Source organism: Streptomyces sp. NPDC047079 (genome assembly GCF_040643755.1).
Classification (GTDB): domain Bacteria; phylum Actinomycetota; class Actinomycetes; order Streptomycetales; family Streptomycetaceae; genus Streptomyces.
Genome location: NZ_JBEYUZ010000006.1, coordinates 185,890 through 202,355, shown reverse-complemented (window position 1 = coordinate 202,355; position 16,466 = coordinate 185,890). Strand labels below are relative to the sequence as shown.

Annotated in this window: 15 protein-coding genes and 1 pseudogene; 6 read left to right on the top strand and 10 right to left on the bottom strand. The window is 71.4% G+C overall.

Translation table 11 applies throughout. The features are described 5' to 3' along the window. Nucleotides 1–57 precede the first annotated feature (57 nt). Nucleotides 58–1,986: a Stk1 family PASTA domain-containing Ser/Thr kinase gene (pknB, locus tag ABZ823_RS11805; RefSeq protein WP_361657314.1), complete on the top strand. Its 1,929-nt coding sequence runs from the start codon at nucleotides 58–60 to the stop codon at nucleotides 1,984–1,986. 58 nt (nucleotides 1,987–2,044) lie between these two features. Further along, a pseudogene (locus ABZ823_RS11800) lies at nucleotides 2,045–2,941 on the top strand (deoxyribonuclease IV); the annotation flags it as partial. Nucleotides 2,942–2,964: 23 nt separating this feature from the next. Here the strand turns inward: ABZ823_RS11800 and ABZ823_RS11795 are convergent. After that, nucleotides 2,965–3,597 carry a sulfite oxidase-like oxidoreductase gene (locus ABZ823_RS11795; RefSeq protein ID WP_361657311.1) on the bottom strand — a complete coding sequence of 211 codons (633 nt, stop codon included), beginning with the start codon at nucleotides 3,595–3,597 and terminating at the stop codon, nucleotides 2,965–2,967. A 154-nt stretch (nucleotides 3,598–3,751) separates the two neighbouring features. Between ABZ823_RS11795 and bfr the strand changes: the two genes are divergently transcribed. Next, nucleotides 3,752–4,231 (top strand): bacterioferritin, encoded by a 480-nt coding sequence (bfr, locus tag ABZ823_RS11790; protein ID WP_361657308.1) that lies wholly within the window; start codon nucleotides 3,752–3,754, stop codon nucleotides 4,229–4,231. 13 nt (nucleotides 4,232–4,244) lie between these two features. Here the strand turns inward: bfr and ABZ823_RS11785 are convergent, their stop codons facing one another. Continuing rightward, on the bottom strand, nucleotides 4,245–4,511 hold the full coding sequence (locus ABZ823_RS11785) for a (2Fe-2S)-binding protein (RefSeq protein ID WP_361657305.1): 267 nt from the start codon (nucleotides 4,509–4,511) through the stop codon (nucleotides 4,245–4,247). Nucleotides 4,512–4,659: 148 nt separating this feature from the next. Beyond that, the gene (locus ABZ823_RS11780) at nucleotides 4,660–6,012 is read right to left on the bottom strand and encodes a class II 3-deoxy-7-phosphoheptulonate synthase (protein ID WP_361657302.1); all 1,353 of its coding nucleotides are present in this window, start codon (nucleotides 6,010–6,012) and stop codon (nucleotides 4,660–4,662) included. 253 nt (nucleotides 6,013–6,265) lie between these two features. Between ABZ823_RS11780 and ABZ823_RS11775 the strand changes: the two genes are divergently transcribed. Then, the gene (locus ABZ823_RS11775; protein WP_361657299.1) at nucleotides 6,266–8,200 is read left to right on the top strand and encodes an anthranilate synthase family protein; all 1,935 of its coding nucleotides are present in this window, start codon (nucleotides 6,266–6,268) and stop codon (nucleotides 8,198–8,200) included. Nucleotides 8,201–8,279: 79 nt separating this feature from the next. On the opposite strand, the gene ABZ823_RS11770 is transcribed toward ABZ823_RS11775, so the two are convergent. From ABZ823_RS11770 to ABZ823_RS11755, 4 genes are all read right to left on the bottom strand, one after another. Beyond that, a complete protein-coding gene (locus ABZ823_RS11770; RefSeq protein WP_361657296.1) occupies nucleotides 8,280–9,308 on the bottom strand; it encodes a 6-phosphofructokinase in 1,029 nt (342 codons plus the stop codon). 193 nt (nucleotides 9,309–9,501) lie between these two features. Then, nucleotides 9,502–10,197: a response regulator transcription factor gene (locus tag ABZ823_RS11765; protein ID WP_361657294.1), complete on the bottom strand. Its 696-nt coding sequence runs from the start codon at nucleotides 10,195–10,197 to the stop codon at nucleotides 9,502–9,504. After that, a complete protein-coding gene (locus ABZ823_RS11760) occupies nucleotides 10,194–11,435 on the bottom strand; it encodes a DUF5931 domain-containing protein (RefSeq protein ID WP_361657291.1) in 1,242 nt (413 codons plus the stop codon). Before ABZ823_RS11760 ends, ABZ823_RS11765 begins: the two co-directional genes overlap by 4 nt. 56 nt (nucleotides 11,436–11,491) lie before the next feature. Continuing rightward, nucleotides 11,492–12,232, bottom strand: coding sequence for a lysophospholipid acyltransferase family protein (locus ABZ823_RS11755; RefSeq protein WP_361657288.1), 741 nt, complete (start codon nucleotides 12,230–12,232; stop codon nucleotides 11,492–11,494). 146 nt (nucleotides 12,233–12,378) lie between these two features. On the opposite strand from ABZ823_RS11755, the gene ABZ823_RS11750 reads away from it, so the two are divergent. Continuing rightward, on the top strand, nucleotides 12,379–13,158 hold the full coding sequence (locus ABZ823_RS11750; protein ID WP_361657285.1) for an alpha/beta fold hydrolase: 780 nt from the start codon (nucleotides 12,379–12,381) through the stop codon (nucleotides 13,156–13,158). Beyond that, entirely contained in the window at nucleotides 13,151–13,735 is a 585-nt protein-coding gene (locus ABZ823_RS11745) for a hypothetical protein (RefSeq protein ID WP_361657282.1), read from the top strand. The genes ABZ823_RS11750 and ABZ823_RS11745 overlap by 8 nt, the downstream gene beginning before the upstream one ends. A gap of 9 nt (nucleotides 13,736–13,744) precedes the next feature. On the opposite strand, the gene ABZ823_RS11740 is transcribed toward ABZ823_RS11745, so the two are convergent. The 3 genes from ABZ823_RS11740 to ABZ823_RS11730 all read right to left on the bottom strand — a co-directional run bounded on the left by ABZ823_RS11740 (nucleotide 13,745) and on the right by ABZ823_RS11730 (nucleotide 16,411). Continuing rightward, complete coding sequence (locus ABZ823_RS11740) at nucleotides 13,745–14,500, bottom strand: endonuclease/exonuclease/phosphatase family protein (RefSeq protein WP_361657279.1); 756 nt, start codon at nucleotides 14,498–14,500, stop codon at nucleotides 13,745–13,747. 246 nt (nucleotides 14,501–14,746) lie between these two features. Beyond that, a complete protein-coding gene (locus tag ABZ823_RS11735) occupies nucleotides 14,747–15,700 on the bottom strand; it encodes an ROK family glucokinase (protein WP_361657276.1) in 954 nt (317 codons plus the stop codon). Nucleotides 15,701–15,886: 186 nt separating this feature from the next. Beyond that, on the bottom strand, nucleotides 15,887–16,411 hold the full coding sequence (locus ABZ823_RS11730) for a DUF5304 family protein (protein ID WP_361657273.1): 525 nt from the start codon (nucleotides 16,409–16,411) through the stop codon (nucleotides 15,887–15,889). Nucleotides 16,412–16,466 lie beyond the last annotated feature (55 nt).

The window sequence follows — 16,466 nt, the reverse complement described above, 5'->3', positions numbered from 1 at the left end:
TGCCCCGGTGCAGCGGTGACAGAGAGGGCGGACAGGGTCCCTCGTAGACTCACCTGCGTGGACACGACCCTTCAGGACCCTCTCGTCGGGCAGGTGCTCGACGGCCGCTATCGCGTCGACGCGCGGATCGCGATCGGCGGGATGGCCACGGTCTACCGGGCCGTGGACACCCGTCTCGACCGCGTCCTCGCGCTCAAGGTGATGCACCCGGCGCTCGCAGCGGACGCGTCGTTCGTCGAGCGGTTCATCCGGGAGGCCAAGTCGGTCGCGCGCCTCGCCCACCCCAATGTGGTGCAGGTCTTCGACCAGGGCACCGACAGGTCGTATGTCTACCTCGCCATGGAGTACATCGCGGGGTGCACCCTGCGTGACGTGCTGCGCGAGCGAGGGGCGCTCCAGCCGCGCGCCGCCCTGGACATCCTGGAGCCCGTGCTGGCCGCGCTCGGCGCCGCGCACCGTGCCGGTTTCGTCCACCGGGACATGAAGCCGGAGAACGTTCTGATAGGCGACGACGGCCGGGTCAAGGTGGCCGACTTCGGCCTCGTCCGGGCCGTCGACACCGTCACCAACACCTCGGGCACCGTCCTCGGCACCATCTCCTACCTCGCCCCCGAGCAGATCGAACACGGCACGGCCGACCCCCGGGTCGACGTGTACGCCTGCGGGGTGGCCCTGTACGAGATGCTGACCGGTGCCAAACCGCATCAAGGCGGCTCCCCCGCCCAGGTGCTCTACCAGCACCTGAACGAGGACGTGCCCCCGCCATCGGCCGCCGTGCCGGACCTGGCGGCGGAACTCGACGACGTGGTCGCGGCGGCGACCGCCCGCCGCCCCGAGCTGCGTCCGGACGACGCGGTGGCCCTGCTGGGCCGGGTGCTCGAGGCGCGCAGCGCGCTCACCGCCGAACAGCTGGACGCCGTACCGCCGGGGGCCCTCGCCTCGGAGCACGACAACGCCGGGGACCGCACCAGCGTGATCCCGCGTCTGCTGCCGGTCCGCCCGGGGCACGGCGACCACGGGGTCTCCGAGGACGGTGAGGCCCTGCTCAACCGGACGAGCCGGCTTCAGACCCCGCCGCCCGAGCCCGCCGGGCGCTCCACGCGCCCCCGTGGGCTGCTCGCTCTCGTCCTCGCCGCTCTGGTGGTGTTCGGCGTCGGCGCGGGCGTCTGGTACATCAACTCCGGCCAGTTCACCAAGGTGCCACCGCTGCTGGCGAAGACCGAGGCCGAGGCCCGGGCGCGTCTGAAGGGGGCCGGACTCGAGGCCGGCCCGGTCAACCACGCGTACAGCGACACGGTGAAGCGGGGCACGGTGATCAGCACCGACCCGTCGGCGGGCGCGCGGATCCGCTCCCACGACTCGGTGACGCTGACCCTCTCGGACGGCCCCGAGACGGTACGGGTGCCAGAGGTGAAGGGTTACCCGCTGGCCAAGGCGCAGGACCGGCTGAAGAAGGCCGGTCTGGTCGCGGGCATGGTCACGCAGGCGTTCAGCGAGGACGTGCCCAAGGGCTCCGTGATCGGCACGGACCCGGGTGCGGGCACCCGACGCCACGGCGGTTCGGCGATCGCGCTCACCGTCAGCAAGGGCAGCCCGGTGCAGGTGCCCGAGGTGACCGGCTCCTCCGTCGACGACGCCACGGCGGAGCTGGAGGACGCGGGCCTGAAGGTGAGGATCGCGGACACCCAGGTCACCTCCGAGTTCGACGCCGGGGAGGTCGCCCGGCAGTCCCCGGACCCGGGCCAGGAGGCCGGCGAGGGTGACACGGTCACGCTGACGATCTCCAAGGGCCGCGAGCAGGTGGAGGTGCCGGACGTGGTCGGCGACAACGTCGACGACGCGACGAAGGCCCTGGAAGGCGCGGGCTTCCGGGTCGAGGAGGACCGCGGCCTGCTGGGCCTGTTCGGCGACACGGTCAAGGACCAGTCGGTGAAGGGCGGGCAGAAGGCGCCCAAGGGGTCCACCATCACCATCAAGATCCGCTGACGGGCCTCGGCGACGAGCGGACGTTCGGGCGCCCGGGCACGCGTGACACCCTTGGGGGGTGAGCACCTCCCCGTCTCGTGGCGCCCTCGCCGCGTCCGCCGTCCCCCGCAATCCCATCGGCAGTCATGTCCCCGTGGCGGGCGGTCTGCACTCCGTCGGGCTGGCCTACGCGCGGGACATCGATGCCGAGACCGTGCAGGTCTTCGTCGCCAATCCGCGCGGCTGGGCGACCCCCGCCGGCAGTCAGCGGCAGGACGAGGCGTTCCGGGCCGCGTGTGCCGCCGGGTCGATACCGGTCTACGTCCACGCGCCGTATCTGATCAACTTCGGCTCGCACACCGAGGCGACCGTCGAGAGGTCGGTGGAGTCGCTGAGGCACTCGCTGCGCCGGGGCCGTGACATCGGCGCGCTGGGTGTCGTGGTGCACACCGGCAGCGCCACCGGCGGACGGGAACGGACGATCGCGCTGCGGCAGGTGCGCGAGCGGGTGCTGCCCCTGCTGGACGAGCTGACGCACGACGACGACCCCTACCTCCTGCTGGAGTCGACCGCGGGCCAGGGCGCCTCCCTGTGCTCGCGCACCTGGGACTTCGGGGCGTACTTCGAGGCCCTGGACGCGCATCCCCGGCTGGGCGTGTGTCTCGACACCTGCCATGTCTTCGCCGCCGGGCACGATCTGACGGGGCCGAGCGGCATGCATCAGACGCTGGACCTGCTGGTGGACACCGTCGGCGAGGGGCGGCTGAAACTGGTCCACGCGAACGACTCCAAGGATGTGGTCGGCGCCCACAAGGACCGTCACGCGAACATTGGCTCCGGCCATATAGGCGAGGATCCGTTCCGCGCCCTGATGACCCACCCGGCCACCGCGGGCGTGCCTCTGATCATCGAGACGCCGGGCGGAAAGGAAGGCCACGCGGCGGACGTGGAGCGCCTGAAGAAGCTGCGGGAGGGTGAGCCGGGCCGTCGCGCCGCGGTTCAGAGCTCGGGGCCGTCGCCGGGTTCCTCCTGGTAGGAGTAGCGCTGTTCCCTCCATGGGTCCCCGATGTTGTGGTAGCCCCGCTCCTCCCAGAACCCGCGCCGGTCGGCGATCATGTACTCGATGCCGCGGACCCACTTGGGGCCCTTCCAGGCGTACAGGTGGGGGACGATCAGGCGCAGCGGGAAGCCGTGTTCCGCGGTGAGCAGTTCACCGTCCTTGTGGGTGGCGAAGATCGTGCGGTCCGAGGCGAAGTCGGTGAGGCGGAGGTTGGCGCTGTACCCGTACTCCGCCCAGACCATCACATGGGTGACGGCGGGGGCGGGCGGGGCGATGTCCAGGATCGTCCGGGCCGGGATGCCGCCCCACTCGGCTCCGAGCATGCTGAACTTGGTGACGCAGTGCAGATCCGCCACCACGGTCGCGTACGGCAGGGCCGTGAACTCCTCGTGGTTCCAGGAGTGCTTCTCACCGTCCGCCGTGGCCCCGAACACCCGGAAGTCCCAGCGCTCGGGGCGGAACTTGGGCACCGGACCGTAATGCGTGACGGGCCAGCCCCGCTGAAGTCGCTGTCCCGGCGGAAGCTCGGACCGTACCACTTCTCCTGACGCGCGCTCCACCGGATGACCCATGACTCCATCCTGACAGACCGCGGGGGGTGCATCCGACCAGCCCAACCCTAAATCGGACAACTCGGACTAAGTGTGGACTTACTGGACGCCTTCGTGTGCCGGTGCAATCATGCGGCGCAAGCCGCCAGTCCCCCGCTTGGAAGGAGCCCGGGCGATGCAGGGCGATCCCGAGGTCATCGAATTCCTCAACGAGCAGCTCACCGGCGAGCTGACGGCGATCAACCAGTACTTCCTGCACGCGAAGATGCAGGAGAACTTCGGCTGGTACAAGCTCGCCACGTACACGCGGCGGGAGTCGTTCGACGAGATGAAGCACGCGGAGGTGCTCACCGACCGCATCATCTTCCTGGAGGGTCTGCCGAACTACCAGCGGCTCTTCCATGTGCGGGTGGGGCAGACCGTCAGGGAGATGTTCGAGGCCGACCGGCAGATCGAGGTCGAGGCGATCGACCGGCTCAAGCGGGGCGTCGAGGTCATGCGGAACAAGGGCGACATCACATCCGCGAACATCTTCGAGTCGATCCTCGAGGACGAGGAACACCACATCGACTATCTGGACACCCAGCTGGAGCTGGTGGACAAGCTCGGTGAGGCGCTCTACATCTCGCAGATCATCAAGCAGCCGGACAGCTAGTGCTGCGACCGCACTAGGCGGCGTCCCGACGTCTCCCGGGGCTGCCCAGACCCTGGCCGTCCGGACCGGAGAGAACGGGCTCGCCCCGGTCGGCGAGTTCGCGACGCGGGCAGGCACCCCTGCCCAGCAGCGCCTGGATCCGCCGTACGCACGAGCCGCAGTCCGTGCCCGCCTTGCACGCGGACGCAATCTGCCGGGGGGTGCAGGCGCCGTTCGCCGCGTGCTCCTTGACCTGCCGCTCGGTGATTCCGAAGCAGCTACAGACGTACACGCGGTTCACCTCCCGACGGGATCGCTGGGTCGTGCCATCCCGAATCCTCGGTGAGGCAAACCTAACCTAACCTATCGTTCGGGTCCGCGGAAGCGGCTCGGGGCGCGGATCGCATGTGATCCGCGCCCCACTCAGCGCGCCGTCGTAAGGCCGCGGGCTACTGGTCCCGGTACATCTCCGCGACGAGGAACGCCAGGTCGAGGGACTGGCTGCGGTTCAGCCGCGGGTCGCAGGCCGTCTCGTAGCGCTGGTGCAGATCGTCGACGAAGATCTCGTCGCCGCCGCCCACGCACTCGGTGACATCGTCGCCGGTCAGCTCGACATGGATGCCGCCGGGGTGCGTGCCCAGCTCCTTGTGGACCTCGAAGAAGCCCTTGACCTCGTCGAGCACGTCGTCGAAGCGGCGGGTCTTGTGGCCGGAGGCCGCCTCGAAGGTGTTGCCGTGCATCGGGTCGGTCACCCACGCCACCACCGCACCGGAGGCCGTGACCTTCTCCACCAGCTCGGGCAGCTTGTCGCGGATCTTGTCCGCGCCCATGCGCACGATGAAGGTCAGCCGGCCGGGCTCCCGCTCCGGGTCGAGGCGCTCGATGTACTGGAGCGCGTCCTCGGCCGTGGTCGTCGGACCCAGCTTGATCCCGAGCGGGTTGCGGATCCGGGAGGCGAACTCGATGTGCGCGCCGTCGAGCTGACGGGTGCGCTCACCGATCCACACCATGTGCGCGGACACGTCGTACAGCTGCCCGGTGCGCGAGTCGGTCCGGGTCAGCGCCGACTCGTAGTCGAGCAGCAGCGCCTCGTGCGAGGAGTAGAACTCGACGGTCTTGAACTCCTCCGGGTCGGTCCCGCAGGCGTGCATGAAGTTCAGCGCGTTGTCGATCTCCCGCGCGAGCTGCTCGTAGCGCTGGCCGGACGGCGACGACCTCACGAAGTCCTGGTTCCAGGCGTGCACCTGGCGCAGGTCGGCGTAGCCGCCGGTGGTGAAGGCGCGCACGAGGTTCAGCGTCGAGGCGGACGTGTGGTACATCCGCTTCAGGCGCTCGGGGTCCGGGATCCGGGACTCCTCGGTGAACTCGAAGCCGTTGACGGAGTCGCCGCGGTAGACCGGCAGGGTCACCCCGTCGCGGGTCTCGGTGGGCTTGGAGCGCGGCTTGGAGTACTGGCCGGCGATCCGGCCCACCTTCACGACCGGCACGGAGGCGGCGTACGTGAGCACGGCGCCCATCTGGAGCAGGGTCTTGAGCTTGTTGCGGATGTGATCGGCGGACACCGCGTCGAAGGCCTCCGCGCAGTCGCCGCCCTGCAACAGGAACGCCTCGCCCCTGGCGACGGCTCCCATCCGGGCGCGCAGCTGGTCGCACTCGCCCGCGAAGACGAGCGGCGGATACGACTCGAGGTCCGCGATCACCTTGCGCAGAGCCTCGGGGTCGGGGTACTCGGGCTGCTGCGCCGCGGGCAGGTGTCGCCAGGTGTTGCCAGCGCTTGTGCTGGTCTTAGCGTTCACGGTCACGCTCCCAACATTACGGGGTCGCATGGGGCCTCCCTCCGCGCGCCCAGGAAGTGAGACACCCGCTACACCTGGTGGACATGGGATAGAGTGCGTCGCATGTACGCGCACACGAACCGGAACTGGTGGTGGACCGCTCCCTAGGCGGCCCACTGACGCGCGTACCCACTGACTTCGCGAAGGCCGCCCGAGGGGCGGCCTTCCGTGTTTCCTGCACCGGCCGTTCCCTCTCCCCTCACCGAGAAGGACACGGACCATGCACCTGACCGACCTGCTGACCGATCCACGCCCGTTCGCCCTGCTCCGCCGCCGCACGCCCGGACGTGATCACGACACCGTGGAGGTGCTGGTCGGCACGGTCCAGGAGTACGCGCGTCTCGCCGACCTGCCCGGCGAGGCCCTGGCCCTGGTGCCGTACCGCCAGATCCGCGAGCGGGGCTTCGACGTCCGTGACGACGGCACCCCGCTGCTCGCACTGACGCCCGAGGAGTCCTCGGCACTTCCGCTGGAGGAGGCCCTGGCGCAGCTGCCGCGGCACGACGTCCGGGTCGAGGACGGCGGCTTCGACGTTCCGGACGAGGAGTACGCCGGGATCGTCGGGCGGGTGCTGCGCGAGGAGATCGGGCGGGGCGAGGGCGCGAACTTCGTGATCCGCAGGACGTACGAGGGCCGGGTCCCGGGGTTCTGCCGGGCCGACGCGCTCGCGCTGTTCCGGCGGCTGCTCGTCGGCGAGCGCGGGGCGTACTGGACCTTCGTGGTGCACACCGGCGACCGCACTCTGGTCGGGGCCAGTCCCGAGGTGCATGTGCGGATGTCCGGTGGACCGGGCGAGCGCGAAGCGCTCTCGGCCGAGGGTGGTGGGAGACGGGCGGGCGGGACCGTCGTGATGAACCCGATCAGCGGGACCTACCGCTATCCGGCCGGCGGCCCGACGCCCGAGGACCTGCTGGCGTTCCTCGCCGACGGCAAGGAGATCGAGGAGCTGTCGATGGTGGTGGACGAGGAGCTCAAGATGATGTGCACCGTCGGCGACAGGGGCGGGGTCGTCGTCGGGCCGCGGCTGAAGGAGATGGCGCACCTCGCGCACACCGAGTACGAGCTGCGCGGGCGGTCGTCCCTGGACGTGCGTGAGGTGCTGCGCGAGACCATGTTCGCGGCCACGGTCACCGGCTCCCCCGTGCAGAACGCCTGCCGGGTCATCGAGCGGCACGAGGTCGGCGGGCGCGGTTACTACGCGGGGGCGCTGGCGCTCATCGGCCGGGACGCGGGCGGCGCCCAGACGCTGGACTCCCCCATCCTGATCCGCACCGCCGACATCGACGCGGACGGACGGCTGCGGGTTCCGGTCGGCGCCACCCTCGTGCGCGGCTCCGATCCGGAGGGCGAGGTCGCGGAGACCCACGCCAAGGCGGCGGGGGTACTGGCGGCGCTGGGGGTGAGGCCGTCCCGGCCGGGCGGGGAGCGGCCGCTGCCCCGGCTGGCCGACGACCCCCGGGTGCGGGCGGCGCTGGACGGACGGCGGGCCTCCCTCTCGCCGTTCTGGCTGCGGATGCAGGCACCGTCCGCCGAACTGACCGGGCACGCCCTGGTCGTCGACGGTGAGGACACCTTCACGGCGATGCTCGCGCACGTCCTGAGGTCGTCGGGCCTGGAGGTGACCGTACGGCGCTACGACGAGCCGGGGCTGCGGGAGGCGGTGCTCGCGCACGAGGGTCTCGTGGTGCTCGGGCCGGGCCCCGGCGATCCGTCGGACATGACCGACCCCAAGATGCGCTCCCTGCGGGCGCTGACGGCCCAGGTCGTCCGGGGGCACCCTCACGGGGTGCTGGGTGTCTGCCTGGGCCATGAGCTGCTCGCGGCCGAACTGGGGCTGGAGATCGTCCGCAAGGCGGTGCCGCACCAGGGCGCGCAGACGGAGATCGATCTGTTCGGCCGGCGGGAGACCGTCGGCTTCTACAACAGCTTCGTGGCGCGCTGCGACGACGAGGCGGCGGCGGAGCTGGCCGCGCACGCCGTCGAGGTGAGCCGCGGGGAGGGCGGCGAGGTGCACGCGCTGCGCGGACCCGGTTTCGCGGGGGTGCAGTTCCACCCGGAGTCGGTGCTGACGCTCGACGGCGCCGGCATCGTACGGGAGCTCGCCGGGCGGCTGAGCGGCGCCGGCACGCTCTCCGGGCGGCGACCGGCCCGGTAGCCGTACGGCGCCGGGGGCGGGTGGGCGTGGGGGTGCCCGTGCGGACGGCACCCCCACGAGGAGAGCGTGCGCGGGTCCGTCAGCCGAAGAAGACGCCGACCTCTTCGTACAGCTTCGGGTCGACCGTCTTCAGCTTGGCCGTGGCCTGGGAGAGCGGGACACGGACGATGTCGGTGCCGCGCAGGGCGACCATCTTGCCGAAGTCGCCGTCGCGGACGGCCTCGATGGCGTGCAGGCCGAAGCGGGTGGCGAGCCAGCGGTCGAAGGCGCTGGGGGTGCCGCCGCGCTGGACGTGGCCGAGGACGGTCGTACGGGCCTCCTTGCCCGTGCGCTTCTCGATCTCCTTCGCGAGCCACTCGCCGACACCCGAGAGGCGCACATGCCCGAACGAGTCCAGCGACTGGTCCTTCAGCACCATGTCGCCGTCCTTGGGCATCGCGCCCTCGGCCACCACCACGATCGGGGCGTACGACGCCTTGAACCGTGACGTCACCCAGGCGCACACCTGGTCGACGTCGAAGCGCTGCTCGGGGATGAGGATCACGTTCGCGCCGCCGGCGAGCCCGGAGTGGATCGCGATCCAGCCCGCGTGGCGGCCCATCACCTCCACCACCAGGACCCGCATGTGCGACTCCGCCGTCGTGTGCAGGCGGTCGATCGCCTCGGTCGCGATGTTGACGGCGGTGTCGAAGCCGAAGGTGTAGTCCGTGGCGGACAGGTCGTTGTCGATGGTCTTCGGGACGCCGACGACCTTGACGCCGTACTCGTCGGCCAGGCGCGCCGCGACCCCGAGGGTGTCCTCGCCGCCGATCGCGACGAGCGCGTCGACCTCGTCCTTGGCGAGGTTGTCCTTGATACGGCGGATGCCGTTCTCCTGCTTGAGCGGATTGGTGCGCGAGGAGCCGAGGATCGTGCCGCCGCGGGGCAGGATGCCGCGCACGGCGGGGATGTCCAGTCGCACGGTGTTGCCTTCGAGGGGACCCCGCCAGCCGTCCCGGAAGCCGACGAAGTCGTAGCCGTACTCCTGCACGCCCTTGCGCACGATGCCCCGGATGACGGCGTTGAGCCCGGGGCAGTCGCCGCCTCCGGTCAGTACTCCGACCCGCATGGAAATGTCCCTTCGCCGCGGTTGCCTGATGCGGGTCACGCTAATGGTGACCCATGTCACTTCGGCATGCCCTGAAAGGTCAATTCCGGTGAATGGTCGGCTAGTTGATCACTAGGGACGATTCGGACTTCACTCGAAGGTGGGAAGTGGATGCACCCGTGGCGGTTCGCTCCCGCCGTGCGCCCGGCGTGTGTCAGTCCTCGTCCAGTCCTCGTTCGATCGCGTACCGCACCAGTTCCACCCTGTTGTGCAGCTGGAGCTTGCCGAGGGTGTTCTGCACGTGGTTCTGCACGGTGCGGTGCGAGATGACCAGCCGCTCGGCGATCTGCTTGTAGCTCAGGCCCTTCGCGACCAGCCGCAGCACTTCGGTCTCGCGGTCGGTCAGCCGCGGCGCCTCCGGGTCGCCGGTCCCCGCGGCGGACACCGGCTCGGCGGCGAGACGGCGGTACTCGCCGAGGACCAGGCCCGCGAGACCGGGCGTGAACACCGGGTCGCCGACCGCGGTACGGCGCACCGCGTCGATCAGCTCCTGCGTGGACGCGGACTTCAGCAGATAGCCCGTCGCACCCGACTTCACCGCCTCCAGAACATCTGCGTGCTCACCGCTCGCCGACAGCACCAGGACCCGCAACGCGGGGTTGGCGCCCACGAGTTCCTTGCACACCTGGACACCCGGCTTCGCGGGCAGGTTGAGGTCCAGGACGAGCACGTCGGGGGCGGCGGCCAGGGCGCGGCGCACCGCCTGCTCGCCGTCGCCCGCGGTGGCGACCACGTCGAAGCCGGACTCGGTCAGGTCGCGGGCGACGGCGTCCCGCCACATGGGGTGGTCGTCGACCACCATGACCCTGATCGGTTCCCGCCGCGCGTCGGTGCTGTCGTCCGCGGTCATCGCGTCCCCGTCCTCCCCCGTGAGGCCCCCGGGCCCCCCGCGTCCTTCGGTATCTTCAGTTCCACTTCCGTGCCCTGGCCGGGGAGCGAGACCAGCTCGGCCGTGCCGCCGATGTCGCGGAGCCGGCCGCGGATCGACTGGGCCACCCCGAGCCGCCCCTCGCCCTCGGCCTGGGCGAGCCGTCCCTCCGGGATGCCGGGACCGTCGTCCCGTACGGTCACCACGATGCCGTCCGGCTCGTCCTCGATCAGGATCCAGGCGTGTGCCTCCCGCCCGGCGTGCCTGCGGACGTTGTCCAGGGCGGCGCCGACGGCGGCGGCCAGTTCCCGCGCGATGGCCGGGGCGAGCGGCACCGGGGAGCCGGGCTGGGAGAGCGTCACCCGGGCACCGGCGTACGGGGCCAGCAGCAGGCGCAGGTCCACCGGGCCGTCGCCCTCTTCTCCGTCCGGCTCGTCGACCACGCGGACGACCGCGCCGAGCGCCGCGTCCTCCGACACCCGCGAGGGGGGCACGAGTCCGCCCGAGACCAGGGTGCGCAGCGCGATCTCCTGCTCGCCGGCGAGCCGGCCCAGCTCCGCCGCCTCGCCGCCGAGGGCGCTGCCGCGCCGCTGCACCATGGCCAGCACCTGGAGCACGCTGTCGTGGATGTCCCGGGCCAGCCGCTCCCGCTCACGGGTCGCCGCCTCGATCTCCAGGGCGCGGGCGAGGGTGCGTTCGGAGGCACGGGCGACCTCGACGACGTAGCCGATCGCGATGGAGGCGACCCAGACGAGGACCACGTTGTGGACGGTGTCCCGGGCCGGCGCGCCGCGTTCGACGAGATTCGCCGCGGCGACCAGGGTGGAGGCGAGGGCCGCCCAGCGCCAGCCGCCCTTGACGGCGTACGCGAGGACGGACCCGGCGGTCCATATCGACGGCAGGGTCGGGCCACCCGCGAGGATCCGTTCGTGGCTGTCGGCGAGGGGCGTCAGGAGGATGCCGGAGAGCGCGATGGCGAGGTCGACGGCGAGGAACCGCTTGGTGCAGCTCGCCGCGTTCGCCACCTTGGGCAGCGTGGCCAGCGTCCACACGCTCAGCACCACGTAGTAAACGATCGCCGGCCAGGGCCGTGCGAACCTGCCGTAGGCGGTCGCGAACAGCCCGATCGCGTAGAGCATCGTCAGCACTCGGTACGCGGTGAGCGCGCGCCACAGGGGCTGCTCGACCGACATCCTGACGACCCGCTCGCGCTTGGCCATCCCCCGTGTTCCCCCTCTTCGCCGAGCTCTTGTGCCGAGCCGGACGGACCCTGTCCCTAGGAGCCCTTGCTCTCCTTCGCGGCGTCCTTCTGGACCTGCTTCTCCGCCTTCGCGGCCTCCGCGATCTGCCGCTTGGCGGCGGTCGCGTAGATGTCGACGTATTCCTGGCCGGAGAGCTTCATGATCTCGTACATGACCTCGTCGGTCACCGCGCGCAGCACGAAACGGTCCTGTTCCATGCCCTGGTAGCGACTGAAGTCGAGCGGCCTGCCGATACGGATGCCCGGGCGCATCAGTTTGGGGACGATCTTCCCCGGCGGCTGGATCTTCTCGGTGTCGATCATGGCGACGGGGATGACGGGTGCCCCGGTGGCGAGCGCCACCCGGGCCAGGCCCCCGGGCTTGCCCCGGTAGAGCCGGCCGTCGGGCGAACGGGTGCCCTCCGGGTAGATGCCGAACAGCTCGCCGCGCTCCAGTACCTCGATGCCGCTCTTGATGGCCGCCTCGCCCGCCCCGCGCGCTCCGGAGCGGTCGACGGGGAGCTGGCCCACCCCCTTGAAGAAGGCGGCGGTCAGCCGCCCCTTCACGCCGGGCGTGGTGAAGTACTCGGCCTTCGCGATGAAGGTGACCTTGCGGTCGAGGACCGCGGGCAGGAAGAAGGAGTCCGAGAAGGACAGGTGGTTGCTCGCCAGTATGGCGGGGCCCTCGGCGGGGACATTCTCGAGGCCTTCCACCCAGGGTCTGAAGGCGAGCTTCAGCGGCCCCCCGATGGATACCTTCATCGCGCCGTACAACAACCGAGTGCCTCCTGTGTCCGTGGAACAGACCTTAACCCGGTCCGCCACCAAAGAGTCCGACGGCCCTGGTCGGTGTCAGTACCGTCGCGTACGGTGAAGTACCTGCAATCGCGTGCCCAGCCCCTTTTCATGAACGGAGACCGAACGTGCCGGTCCTCCCCGGAGCCGAGCCGTACCGCCACGAAGGCGGGGAAGTCGGCGTCCTCCTCTGCCACGGCTTCACCGGTTCCCCGCAGTCGCTGCGCCCCTGGGCGGAGTATCTCGCCGAGCGCGGCCTCACCGTCTCGCTGCCGCTGCTGCCCGGGCACGGCACGCGCTGGGAGGACATGCAGCTCACCGGCTGGCACGACTGGTACGCGGAGGTGGACCGCGCTCTGCGCGCCCTGCGCGAGAGCTGCGCACAGGTGTTCGTGGCCGGGCTGTCCATGGGCGGCGCCCTGGCCCTGCGGCTCGCCGCCCGGCACGGGGAGGCGGTCAGCGGCATCGTGGTCGTCAACCCGGCGAACAAGATGCACGGCCTGTCCGCCTACGCCCTCCCGGTGGCCCGTCACCTCGTCCGGGCGACGAAGGGCATCGCCAGCGACATCGCCAAGGAGGGCAGCACGGAGCTGGGGTACGACCGGGTGCCCCTGCACGCCGCGCACTCCCTGCGGAGCTTCTTCCGTGTCGTCGACGGCGAGCTGCCGCAGGTCACCCAGCCGCTGCTGCTTCTGCACAGCCCCCAGGACCATGTGGTCCCGCCCGCCGACTCGGCCCGGATCCTCAGCCGGGTCTCCTCCACGGACGTGCGGGAGATCCTGCTGGAACAGAGCTACCACGTGGCGACGTTGGACCACGACGCGGACCGGATCTTCGAGGAGAGCCTCGCGTTCATCGGCCGGCTCGCGCCCAGCGTCGGCAAGGAAGGGACGGCCGCAGGTGGCTGAGCACGACTCGGACCGAGACAACCGCGAGGACCGCGACCGCGAGAACCGGGAGCCGGACGAGAAGGGCGTTCCCTTCGACGAGGATGCCGCCTGGGCGGCGATCGTCGCGGGGTACGGCCAGGAGCCGCCGGACCCGCCGGAGGCCAGACCGTTCCGGTCGGTCGAGGATCTGGCACTGCCCGATCCGGAGCCGATCGGCGGCAAGGGCGACGAGACGAAGATCGAGCCGGCGAAGCCGCTGGGCAGTTCGATCTCCTTCGCGCCCGGCGTCGGCCCGCGCGACTACAAGGTCCCTGAGTCCTCGGAGGACGATTTCGACGAGGACGACGAGGGGCATTTCGTCCCCCCGGAGCCGCCGCCGCTGCCGATGGCGGACACCACGGCGAAGTTCGCCTGGCTCGGCATGATCGGCGGGCCGGTCCTGCTCCTGCTGGCGGTGGTGTTGGGCTGGGAGATGACGTGGTGGCTGACCACGCTCGCCGTCGGCGGTTTCCTGGGCGGCTGCGCGACGCTGGTGGTGCGGATGAAGACGGACGACGAGGACGGCGACGACCCGGGCCGGGGCGCGGTGGTCTGACCGGCCCGGCTAGGACGAGGGAATCCTGAGGGCGGCCAGGACCGGAAGGTGGTCCGTGGCCGCCCTCAGGTCCGTCTGGGTCACGCCCGGGTGACCGAGCGGGACGCCGCAGCCGAGGACCTCGACGCCGTGCGTGGCGAAGATCGCGTCGATGCGCTGGTGGGGATCGGACGGCGTCCAGGTGTGCTCGCCGCCCCAGGGGGCGGTGGCCCGGGCGTCCTGGAGTGCGGCGGCCAGGCGCGCGAAGGTGGCGCCGTCCGGCCGTTCGTTGAGGTCGCCGCCGACGACCGCGTGAGCCGTGCCGAGGCCGGCGAGCCGGTCGAGCAGCATGCCGCCCTGCGCGTACCGCTCGTCCTTCTGCAGGCTCAGATGGCAGCTGATCACGCCGAGCCGCGCACCGCCGAACCGTACGACCGCCGTCGCGAGCCCCCGCCGGTGCAGGCCCGGGGTGAGCGGCAGCAGCACGTCCTCGGTGCGCTCGACCGTGGCGCGCAGCGAGCACAGCAGGGCCGGTCCGGCGGCGGTGGCGCCGCCCGAGAGGACCACGAGGTTCGAGGCCGCCGCCAGCCGGGCGAGCTTCTTGCGCCAGCGGAAGAAACGGGGGGCCTCCTGGACGAGCACCAGGTCGGGCGCGCAGGCGCTGATCACGCGGGCAAGCGCGTCGGTGTCGTCGCGCATGGAGCGGATGTTGTAGCCGAGGACACGGATGACGGCCGAACCGTCGGGTTCGGTGCGGGAGTTGGGCAGCGTGACGGTCGTCGCCATGCCGATCAAGATACGCCGGGGCGTGGGGCTGCGCGTGCGGGAGGGCGCGTGGGGGCAGCGCTTCGTGGGGCGCGCGGGGAAATCGCAGCCTCCGCCCCGCCGTGATCGCGACTGGGGCTGGCGGCACGCGGAGACAGCGCTTCGTAGCGGCCGCGGGGGCGCAGGTTCCTGGCGTCGCGTGGGGGGCGGAGGTGACCGCCGGGGGAGGCATCCCCTGCGTGCGGTCCGCATCCGCCCCCGGTCGCGTCACATGATCGGGTCGGGCTCCCGGGCCAGGTCCGCGGCGCCGACCAGGCCCGCCTTGTTGCCGAGCTGCGCGGCGATGACGTCGGCGACCGGGCGCCAGTTGCCGCCGACCAGCCAGCGCCGGTACGACTTGCGGATCGGGTCGAGCACCAGCTCGCCCTCGTCCGAGAGGCCGCCGCCGACGATGAAGGCGGAGGGGTCGAACAGCGAGGCCAGGTCGGCGAGCCCGGCCCCGGCCCAGCGGGCCAGCTCGCGGTAGGAGTCGACGGCCACCGCGTCGCCCTGGCGGGCGGCCATGGAGATGTGCTTGCCCTCGATGCCCTCGGGGGTGCCGTCACCGAGCGACAGCAGCACCTCGGCGTTCTCCGGGGTGGCGTTGGCGCGCTGCTTGGCGTACCTCACGAGGGCGCGGCCGGAGGCGTACTGCTCCCAGCAGCCCTGCGAGCCGCAGCCGCACAGCAGGCCGTCCGGGACCATCCGGATGTGGCCGAACTCGGCGGCCACGCCGAAGTGGCCGCGGCGGAGCTTGTTGCCGATGATGATGCCGCCGCCCAGGCCGGTGCCGAGCGTGATGCAGATGACGTTGCGGTGGCCCTTGCCGGCGCCGAACCTGTACTCGCCCCACGCGGCCGCGTTGGCGTCGTTCTCGACGACCACGGGCAGGCCCACGCGGGCCTCGACCTTCTCCTTCAGCGGCTCCTGGCGCCAATCGATGTTCGGCGCGAAGTAGACCAAGGACCGCTGGCGGTTGACGTAGCCGGCTGCGCCGATCCCCACGCCCACGATCTCGTGCCCGGCACGGGCGCCCTCTACGGCAGCGGCAATGGCGTCCACGATGGCCTCGGGCGTGCCCGGAGTCGGCACCTCGTGGCTCGAGAGGATGTTGCCTTCCTCGTCGACCACACCGGCCGCGATCTTCGTACCACCGATGTCGACGCCGATGGTGAGTCCCATGAATCCCTCAGTTTCGGTCGAGCCCCGCTACGGCCAACCGTACCCGAGGGTGCTGAGGGCTGTCGGACGCTCCCCGCGGCCTCCTGGCCGCCGGGCGCTCCGGTGGGACCCGGGAGCCCGGAAGGGGCCGGAGGGGCGGCCGGCCGGGGCCGGGTCGGCGTCGCCGGGCGCCCAGCCCGACGCCCCCTAGTCCAGGTCGATGTGCTCCCCCGGCCCCGGCTCGCCGCCCCGGCGGCGGGGGTCGGCCTCGCCTGAGGTGCGGTTCGTCCAGCGCCTCTCCTGGGCCTCGACGGCGGAGCGGTAGGCCGCGAGCAGCTCCGAACCGGCCGCGGCGAGATGGTCGAAGACATCCGGATTGCGCTCTATCACCGGTTCCACGGCGGCTTTGGCCTGCTGGACCACCTGCTGGACCATCTGCTGGGCCGCACCGGAGGCGGCGGCACCGAACAGGGGTGTCGGCAGCTCGGACAGCTTGTCCGCGACGGCGTCGACGAGCTTGCGCAGCTCCTCGGCGGCCGAGCCGGGCGGCGATCCGTACCGGGCACGGCGGCGGGCCTTTTCCGCGGCGAGGTCCTCGGCGCACGCTGCGGCCCAGGCGTCGGCGTCGGACGCCGTCTCCCCCACGTTCCCGGCCGCGTCGGTCCAGGGGGTATCCCCACCGTCGGCGGCCTTCCCCTGAGCGGCGTCGGACGGGGGGCGCTCTTCGCTCATGGCGGACTCCTGACTGCGGTTCGTACCCCCGACGTTACCCGAACGGGGGTACGCG